This window comes from uncultured Campylobacter sp., from assembly GCF_938018035.1.
In the GTDB taxonomy this organism is placed as follows: Bacteria; Campylobacterota; Campylobacteria; order Campylobacterales; family Campylobacteraceae; genus Campylobacter_B.
This window is the reverse complement of sequence record NZ_CALIJF010000409.1, coordinates 1-10,086: the sequence shown is the minus strand read 5'-3', so window position 1 is coordinate 10,086 and position 10,086 is coordinate 1. Positions and strand designations below refer to the sequence as shown.

Here is a 10,086-nt window from a genome sequence, read left to right as displayed (position 1 = left end):
TCTCTCCATAAAGAGTGTCATCACCTTCGCCGCCATAAAGGATGTCGTTGCCGTTATATCCGGCCAAGGTATCGTTGCCTTCGCCACCATATAGGGTGTCGTTACCGTCTTGACCGTAAAGGGTGTCATTACCGGCATCGCCATAAAGGATATCGTCTCCATTATTGGCGAATATCGTATCGTCTCCGGCTTGCCCATGAATTTCATCGCTAGCATTTGCTCCGTAGATAGAATCGTTGGCATCGGTTCCTTTAAACATAGTTTGTTTTTCTAGTTCGCTAAGCGATAGTTTCGTTCCGTCTGCAAATTCGAAATTCTCTATCATGCCGTTATTATAGTAGCTTCCATTCCAATTGTAGGCATTATTTATAGTAATCTTATCTTCGGTTCCTTTAATGGAAATTTCAAGATGCTGTATATCTTGAGCTCTTTTTACAATTAGATCTTTTAGGCTAATCCCCTCTTTAAATTTAATCGTATCGTTGCCACTATAATCATAGATGGTATCCGCTCCGTCGCCTCTACCGAATACATAGGTATCGTCATCCGCTCCGCCCTCTAGACGATCATTACCGGCTCCGCCTTCTAAGATATCGTTGTCGTTCTCTCCATAAAGAGTGTCATCACCTTCGCCGCCATAAAGGATGTCGTTGCCGTTGCCTGCGCTGATATTATCGTTGCCGGTAGACCCTACCATCATATCATTTGCATTGGTGCCGCTGGAATTAGAGGTTATTGTCGCTATGTCTAGCTTATTTTGCGTCTCTTGGCCTATGGCGGCTACATATTCGCCGAGCACCCCTCGTTTATTCGCTCCGTATGCGAACTCTGCAAGTAGGCTAAGTCCTGCGGCGAACTCCTTTTTGCTCTGAAACAAGGTAGCAAACTCCGCCAAGTCCACGAAAGCCTTCTTCGGGTCGCCTAGGTTTATCTCTTTAAATTTATCGATTACTTTGGTGAAATTTAGTCTGAAATCATACTTCGGCTTAGCAGATGTATTTGCGCCGCCGCTTGCGGTATCGGATTTTGAATTACCGCCCGCCGAGGCGCCGCCCGCAGCCGTATCGTTAAGCACGGAGATCATATCCAGACTTATCAGATCCGCATAGCTTTTTAGTCTCGTTTGAGCTAGTAGCGATGCATAGGAGTAGTTTAAAATTTTCTCATAAGTTTCGTTCGTGTTTTTGATGATAGCTTTTATATCGTCATTGCTTATATAATAGAGCTCCGCAGTCTTTGAGCCGGTGAAAGCATCGATTACTTTGATCTTATATTTTATACTCTCAAACTCCTTTAGCAAGCTCTCATCTACGGATTTAGAACTATCTAGAAGCGCTCTGTATTGAGACGGAGTAAGGCTTAGTCTTCTGGCGTTTGGATTACCGGAGTTTATCACGTTACCGTCTGCATCTACATTGATGTTTGATCCTGCGCCTAAATTTACATTGCTTGGAAGCTTCACCCCTTTTAGGCTTACTTCGTAGCCCGCGGCATTAGAATTTCCGCTTCTTGCAGCAGTCTCGCTCCAGGCATTTATAAGATTAGGTAGAGCCTTGAGCTGCTCCTCTTTGGTATTTAAGCGAGAGTAGCTATCTAGTGCGGCAGCTAGCTCTTTATTTAAAGCAGCGGCCGATCTTAGATCTCTTAGTAATCCAAAGCCTTTGATATTTGCTCTAGCCATATCTTCGGAGCTTAACGGCGTTTCATCTTTAAATTTAGAGTTTATCGTATCTACGTTGAAATTTAGATCGCCCATACTATGAGCGGTGCCGTCTTTTTTAATGTAGCTTCCTTTTAGGCTTAGGGTGTTGCCGCCTCCCAGATCTTCGTTTACCTCGTTGTGGTTTAGGCTTAGGCTCGCTATGCCTAGCTCATCTAAGCTCTTTAGCTCGCCTTCATCTGAGATCCCGTTAGAGTTTGCATCCTGCCAAATTTTAAGATCTTTAAATTTATCGTCTTTATTATCTATGAGCCCGTCGTTATTGCTATCAAATTCCTTTAAAGCTTCGTAACCGTCCTTGGCTAGTCTTTGATTGCCCTCTTTATCTTTTATCTGCGTGAAATTTCCAAATAGCTCGCCGCCGTCATCTATCTTGCCGTTGCCGTTACGATCGTAGGCTAAAATTCCATCCTCTTTGCTTATCCAAGATGATCTGTGAGATACCCCATCGCCGTTGTGATCGAAGTAGGCTCCGCCGCTTTCATTATTATTCGAGCCTGATTTTTTATCCGAAGCTGTTATGGATACAGGATTGATGCCGATCTTGCCATCACCGTTAAGATCAAGGGCGAGAGGGTCGTAGATGGAGAAGTTAAAAATAGAGCTGAATAATTGACTGTAGAAATTCTTAGCATCTTGTAATACATGTGGAAAATTTGGATCAAATGGATTTAAAAAGTAGGAGACAGAATCTAGAATATTATCTATTTTTGAACTAATAGTATCAACAATATCGATAATTTCAGATATATCATCAAAGCCAATTGGCTTATCAAGAGCCCAGTTTTCATAACCATTACTTTTTGCATATTCGTATCCATCTTTTATATATTTTTGATCTTTTGGATCATCCAAATAACCATAATCTCCAGTTTCATCTCCAATTCTAATACTCTCTTTTAAAAAATATTTAGTCAGCATATCGGCAAAATTTTCTCCAGTCTTTTCAGAAATAGCTTTCATATTCTTTGCTTCTTCCAAATACTTTCCATACCTTTCTTTTTCCCAATCTTTTAATTTATCGTAAGATCCAGGTTTTTCCACAGAGTCTCTTAAAACATTTCTAGCATGCCATGCGCCAGCTGCAGCCAGTGTTAGCTCTTTACTTATTCCCATAACACGTGCCATTGCGCCATAATTATAATTTCCGAAATTTTCGTATTCCGCACCGCCTCTTTTATAGTCCATTATGCCACCAGTTTTTTCTAGCTTATAGAATATACCAAGAATGAAAACTTTATATGATAAATCATTTTGAATATGCTTTGAAAGCGGAGATAAAGAGAGCATCCAACCTAGTGCCAAATTTCTTTCCACAGAAACGCCATTTGGGATAGGACCGTTAAAATTAGAATTCATATTTTATCCTTTATCAAAATAGTGATATACGAGAGTATTATTGAACCAAATAGTATCAAAAAATACCTCTTTATTAAAATATACTCCTCAATAGAAGAAGGATTTTTTATACCAAATGTAAATGTTATAAAAAAATTATAAACTAAAGTTAAAGCAAATAAGAGGATATAAAAATTTATTCTTTTGTTCTTCCAAACACCATAGATTGCCATAATACAAAATACTAAAGGGAATATTATATTCTCAAATATAAAAAATTCAAGGCCAAATCTACCGAATATTTGGATTTCATAAATACCTGTTGCATAATATAAATTTTCATAAAAATAAATTAGTAGAAATGGTATAGAAATTGAAAGCAAAAATATAAATAACGTCTTTGCCAGTTTAGTGCTGATATCATTTGCGTTTTGCATAATATTCAAAATCTCTCCTCTTTCTTAAAAATTTATCAAAATAATTAAAAATATTCGGCCGCATTCTATCTTTTTATTCTTAGTATATATTTAAAATTTAAAATTTATTTAGCCTTGCAGAATTTCAAGCCCATTGCTAGGTAGAATTTTGAAATTTAACGTTACCAGGCTGCTTTAAATTTTAAAATTTAAAGCAGACGAGGCATAGGTTGTATGAAATTTTAAAATTCCAAATCCTAAAGACAAGATAAATTCTATACCTCTAACCTGCATGAAATTTTAAAATTTCAGACTTACGAAAGCGGATAAATTTCAAAATTTAAAGTCCGCGAAGGACGGGTAAAATTCTAAAATTTTATAATTTTCGAACTCCACCCTACTTCGTTTTCTTTACGCTGTCTTTACTGGTCGTTGCGTTGGCGTCGATATAGCCCATCTGGGCGAGCTTTTCGTAGATTTGCATGATGACGGGGCCTGCCGCGCTTCCGCCGCCGCCTCCGTGTTCGACTAGTACGGTTACGGCGTATTGCGGCTTGTCGTACGGCCCGAAGCTCGTCATCCAAGCGTGAGAGCGGTGGAAGTAGTCCATATCGGCCTCTTTCATTCGTTTTTTGGCGGTTTGCGAGATGCCCACGACCTGTGCGGTGCCGGTCTTAACCGCCAGAGGCACTACTGCGGTATGGATGAGCTTGTAGGCGGTGCCTCCGTCTGGGTTGTTGCCGACCTCATACATACCGCGTCGCACGAGGGGCAGCTGCGCCTTTTCTTTCGGCGTAAAAAGCTCGGTAGGGGCAAATTCCACCGGCTTACCGTCGATGCTTTTTAAAAATTTTACTTTTGTATATTGCGACAAGACATTAAATTATAGTAGAGCAAGACATAAAGCCCAAACCCTATCCGATACGTAATCGTCTAAAAGATCAATGCAAGACGCTATGTTAAAACGCCATAGCCGCTTAAACTATCTATTGGGCTAGCCGCGAAACCATCTACTTGGCTACCAAACGGCCTACTCACACCTTCCGTATCTAGACATTAATTCCGCTTTTTTGATATTAAAGCTCGCTTTTTGCGCATGTTCTTTAAGAGCTAGCTCCTTTTTTAAAGAGGCTATTAGGGAGTTTAAAACATCTATCTTTGAGCTTTCGTTGCCTGCATTTAATCTTTTTTGCATAGTTAGGATATCTTTTGAAATTTTAGAGGAATTGGATAGGATTTTATCGTATTCGTCCTTTTTGGATAGAAATAGTTTAAGATCTGCGATCTGCTTTTCGTATTCTAATTTAGCTTCTTCCTTTTTAGATAAAATTCTCTCTTTGTTTATCTGCTTTTCTTTGATCTGCGCGGCGCGCTTGCCTCCGTCAAATAGGCTCATATGCACCGTAAGTCCCGCTCTATACCCATGTCTTTTGACATCCTTTCCGGCGCGGCTAAAGTCGTCTCTATCGCTGCCGTAAAGATCGTATCTGCCGTAGAGCGAAACGGTAGGATAATAAAGTCTCTCTTGCGATTTCATGCTCAGCTCATTTGCGGCTAATTCATGATCAAATCCCTTTGCGATTACGCTATCTTCAAAGGGTACGAAGTCTGAGTTGATACTATTAGCTCCGCCTAGATCCGAAAGATAAAACACGTTTGGAATTTTAACTCCGGAAAGCGAGTAAATTTTATTTAAGGCGTTATTGGCATTAAGCTGTAGTTGAGACAGCTCATAACTCGTATCGGCTAATGCTATGGCTTGATCTGCCAGGACGGTTTTACTTAGCTCGCCTGCGCCCGATAGCCTCTTTTCGTAGATATAAAGCATCTCGTAGGCGTCTTTTAACCGCTCATAAATTTCTATTCTGTTTTTATATCCGAGCGCCTCGTCGTAAAGCTCCAAAAGCTTGATCGAGCCGTCCATATACGAAGAGCATCTTTTAAGATCTGCTTGTTTGATATTCTCTTCGGCAGCCTCGATCGCTAACTCATCTGCGCCGAATTTAAATATATCTTGGCGCAGCACAAGCGAGACGGAATCTCCGTAGCCGCTTTGCGAGACTAGGCTATCGTCGCCGATCTGCACCGAATTATAGCGGGCGCCGTAGCGTTTAGCGTATTCGCTATTGGCATTAATTCCAAGCTCGGGGTAGCGTGAGGCCTTTTGATACTCAAGCTCGTTACGTGCGCTTTGAACATCCAGTCTAGTTAAATTTAAACTCGGAGAATTAGCTAAAGTGTGCTCTAACAAGGCGTCGAAGGAGAAGGAGCTTAGAGCTGCTTTTGAATTTAAATCAAGCTGTCCGTCCAATCTTTTTTGATTTATATCCCGTATTTTTGATCTATCTAGTCTGTAAATTTTAGTAGGGGCTTCGGCTTTAGGATTTGGATTTTTATCTCGATTTAGTTTCGTGTCGTTTCTGCCCAAATTTTGACTAGTAAGATAGTTTGCTAAAGTGCTCCTGCCGTTAGGCAGGGTTTGTTTATTGGGCGTGCTTTCTTTATCGGAGTCGAGCTTTTGCACGGTTGCTTTATTAAAGGAGGAATTTTGCATTACCGCTTTATTTGAGACGGATTTTTGTACCTTTGTTTTATTGGGTGAGGATTTTTGCATATTTGCTCTATCGGAGACGGGTTCTTGCGAAGCGGAGTTAAATTTATCCGTAGCGTTTAAGAAATCCGCACTGATAGTTAAAGCTATGGTGATCAGAATAGGGGCAATCGTAAATTTATTCAAAGCAAGCTCTTTATAAACGAAATTTTAATGCATTTTATATGAAAGGGGATTAAAATTTTATAAAACGGATAGTGAAATTTTAGGTTTGTCGTCTTAAAAATCTCAAGATTGAGGCAAGTGCTTTAAGACATAGCTGATCGGTAAGCGGTATAGCATATATTAAAATTTACTAAAGCGCCTAAAGAATTTAAAGAAAGAATGATTGTAGCTTTAGAACCAATAGCTTAAAAGATGAAGCCCCCTAGATTCTTTTGAAAATCTTAAAGCATTAAAAACGAATACAAAGGGCGGAGATGGTCTTATATTCGTAGAATTTCTAGTATAAAAGAGAAGCATAAAAAGCATACAAACCGATAAGAGCGAAAGAAAAGCAGCAAAAAGCGCAACGAAGCTTTGAGCCGAATGGAGCAAATTCCGCAAAGAGATCGTCCCATCCGCCTTCCCGCTCGTCTCATTTTACGCTATGAAGCGTGCCGTATGCAAGCTATAAATGCCCATGGCTGGGGGATATCCGTCAAGAGGCGATAGGCTCTTGACGGATATTTATAGTGTGTCTTTCTGTCGTGTTTTACCTTATTTAACTCTTTTGAGACGTTTTAGCGCTTTATAGGAGTTCTCTTTTTTTGGGCGGTATTTTTTGTATATTACATCTACACGTAAATTTGAAAATACATCTATGTATTTTTAATCATCATAACTATAAAAGCTATAAGCCTAAAAGATATTATCTCTTTGTGATTGCAATGCTCTATGGCTTCTTTTTAATATTATGAGATGTTTTAATACTATGCATGGAGCGCCCTTTCTTTTATCCCATCCTTTAAAAGCGTTCTCTGCTTTTTAAAGCAGGCTTTAAATTCGGGCATAGCTTTTTAATGTGCAAAATTTCTCTGCTTGCATCTTAATCTTAATAAATTTTACTTTAAATTCCCGTGTAGCTTTTAATGGATCGCGCTATTGGGTAATGTTGTTGGGTGGTGTTTAATCGTTTAAGACTAGTTTGTATATTTGAGTATTGCCGTCATTAAAGCATCATTATTATTTATTCGCCTCTTATTAGAATTTATAGTACCTTATAATGTTTTTTGATCTTAGTCTGGTTTAGAGTACTTTGATATTTAGTACGGTGTCTTTTAATCTTAGTCTGGTTCTTGATTATAACTATGCTGATATGTATAATGCAGTGGTTTTCGGCGGTAGTATTTTGCCTATATCGTCATTGAGGTATTGCACCGGTATTTGTAATGCGACGATTTTTGCGTATATCTCAGTTATTTTATATGGATTTTCGTAAGATTTGCTTATATGCTTCTTGTTTAAATTTATGCCGCTTTGTTTAAATTTCGATTGATATTATATTCATAGGCTCTTTGCCGTGTATGGTTTATCCAGCTTCTTAGCTTTTTTTACAATTATTGAATATCTTGGTGTATGCGGATATATGGGTATTGAGCGTTTTGCCCGGTGTTTAGTCTGATTTGAATAGTAGAGCACATTCTTGCACTCCTTTATTATTCATGCCAGGCTCAATTCGCTTTATTTACTTATTCTTTTAATGTTTTTGCTGCTTTCAGATATATTTGCGATCAAGCGGATCGTGCGGACATTCTCTGTTTCTTTATTACGCTCGATTTATTTGCTATTATGCCTGCTATACTTATGTCTACTATTACAGATTTACTTGCCTTTATTAATACTTTTATCATCATTGATCTTTATTAATGCTTTAGGTGCTTGATGTATTGAGTTGCTACTTAAAAAGCTACGGCTGCTTCAAGTGCCGTACTTTAAGCTTTACTTTGAAATAACATTTAAGTGCTTTAACACCTTAACACCTTGATGCTTTAATGCTTTAATCGCTGCAACTATTAAGCCTTGATGCTTGCTTTTAGTGTTATAGTGCATAAAGCTTTTAGAATGTCTACTTTATCCTTTTATTCGCTATTTGGTCTTTTCATCGCTCTTTTATATTCCCATATCATTTGTTTGCTCCATAATCTGATGGATGGCTGCTTTAGTGTTTGTTGGTATGTGAATAGCTACCTATTTTATATCACGTATTGCATTTGTTTCTATGCTTTATAATTTTGCGATACTGCGAAGTAAAATTTTAAAATTTATAGTAGGCTCCCGAATAAAAAATCCATACCGAAACCACGGCAATTTCGCATCTTGTAAACATTTATATTTTATTAAGTACTCATTGGGTATAGTCGCGAGCAAAATTCTAAGGGGAAATTTTGAAAAGCTTCAAACTTCGGCTAATTACAGTTATTAGTGTTGTAGTCTATATGCTCATAGCTATCTAGTGAAAAAATTTTAGGAGTGAAATTTGAAAACGAGATATTATCTGTGCTTGGTCTGCATCATAATAATATGCGCTTCCGGCATAATATTTTATTTGGTCGAAAAAGAAGAAGCCGATCCATATGAATGGGTATGCGATCTAGATGGTAATCTTACGGATATACAGCTTAAAGATAGGGCGCTAAAGTGCATGCTTAAAGATTGGCACTTTTTTTATAACTTTAATAAAATAGAATATGATAGACGAATTAAAGCAGTTAAAAAGGAATATGGCGATACAGCCAACGAAATCGGCGGCGGCGTAGAGATCCGTTATTCAGAATGCCATAGCGATAAACGCCCCGATGATAAATGCGAATTTTACAAGATAGATAAAAGGCTAAATTTAGATTATCTTATGGATTTGGGCTCAAAAATTTGCAGAAACGGCAAAGCGATACAAGATGCCGAAACCCATATAGATAAAGAAATTTTTAATACTGAAGTCGTATATCCTTGGGAAGATAAGGAAAATTTGGTTTTGGAAGATGGTTCTTTAAAGTACGGAATATTTTTTAATTATATCGATGAAGATGACTATAGAGATAGGGAATCCGGGGAAATTATATTAACAGAAAAAATTTTCAATAATTCATTAGAAATTGATAAGAGTTTTGGTTTTGACCATACGGATATTGTATTTGTTATACCAATAAATTCGATATTTTTGAGTCTTTATGCATATATTGAGCCGAGTAATCCAAATTATGATATTTTTTGCCATAGGTATGAACTATATAAAAATAGAATAAAAATTGATGAAGCGAGTTATAAAATAGATGATTTTGAGACGCCTATAAAATATCTACCGCTCCATGTTAATTATAGCTTCCTATTTATAGTAATAGATAAAAATATGAAATTTAACAAAAGCCTAGAATACAACTTGTTGTATAAATACTACTACGATGAAAAAGAGAAAACAATAAAACAAATATCGGATAAGGAGCGATAAATGGCGGATATAACTATTGATATGGGTTATGGTGTCTTAAATAGCGATTATGGTGAAAAAGTTTTAAGTTATTATCTTTGGGGTGATTTCAAAGGTAGCGAGCAAAGAGGTAGACCAGGAGATATAGTCGATGAAAAATATATAGATAGAAACGATAATATAACTTTACAATTTTCTATGAAAGAGTATATAGAAAAATTCTATAGTATTAATGGGATATCTCCTAGAGAAGGGGTTTTAAAATATGTAAAAAATTTTAAAATATTTGATATTTTCTTTAATTCAAAAGGGCTAGATAGAAATAATAAGCCACTTGATTATGATGAAATGGAAAAAATAGGAAAAATAGTCGAAATAAAAACAACTTCAAATTTTAATGGCTATGAAATTCATTTAACGAATGATGAATTTATAGATCTATATTATAAAAATAGCCATGCGAAAGAAGATGCCAGAACGCCGGCAATTCCTATCCCATTCTACACGAATAACCCTTTATCTGGAGAGGAGTATGCCAAAAGTTCTTTCGTATTTGGCTCTACTAAATTAACCTTTAATACTTCGCCTTCTAATG

The 10,086-nt window shown here is 37.3% G+C and carries 6 protein-coding genes; 2 read left to right on the top strand and 4 right to left on the bottom strand.

Features of this window, described 5'->3' with window-relative positions; all coding sequences use genetic code 11:
* The 4 genes from Q0257_RS12580 to Q0257_RS12565 form a co-directional block, all read right to left on the bottom strand.
* Positions 1-3,079 (bottom strand): calcium-binding protein (locus Q0257_RS12580; RefSeq protein ID WP_298025304.1); only part of this gene is annotated, 3,079 nt, incomplete at its 3' end.
* Entirely contained in the window at positions 3,076-3,504 is a 429-nt protein-coding gene (locus Q0257_RS12575; protein WP_298025302.1) for a hypothetical protein, read from the bottom strand. The genes Q0257_RS12575 and Q0257_RS12580, both read right to left, overlap by 4 nt.
* Before the next feature lie 367 nt (positions 3,505-3,871).
* A complete protein-coding gene (locus tag Q0257_RS12570; RefSeq protein WP_366517520.1) occupies positions 3,872-4,348 on the bottom strand; it encodes a penicillin-binding transpeptidase domain-containing protein in 477 nt (158 codons plus the stop codon).
* Positions 4,349-4,504: 156 nt separating this feature from the next.
* Entirely contained in the window at positions 4,505-6,211 is a 1,707-nt protein-coding gene (locus tag Q0257_RS12565) for a TolC family protein (protein ID WP_298025299.1), read from the bottom strand.
* A 2,332-nt stretch (positions 6,212-8,543) separates the two neighbouring features.
* Here Q0257_RS12565 and Q0257_RS12560 point away from each other — a divergent pair.
* Positions 8,544-9,512 (top strand): hypothetical protein, encoded by a 969-nt coding sequence (locus Q0257_RS12560; RefSeq protein ID WP_298025296.1) that lies wholly within the window; start codon positions 8,544-8,546, stop codon positions 9,510-9,512.
* Positions 9,513-10,086, top strand: a 574-nt coding sequence (locus tag Q0257_RS12555; RefSeq protein WP_298025293.1) for a hypothetical protein, incomplete at its 3' end; no start/stop codon positions are given. It abuts the gene before it with no gap.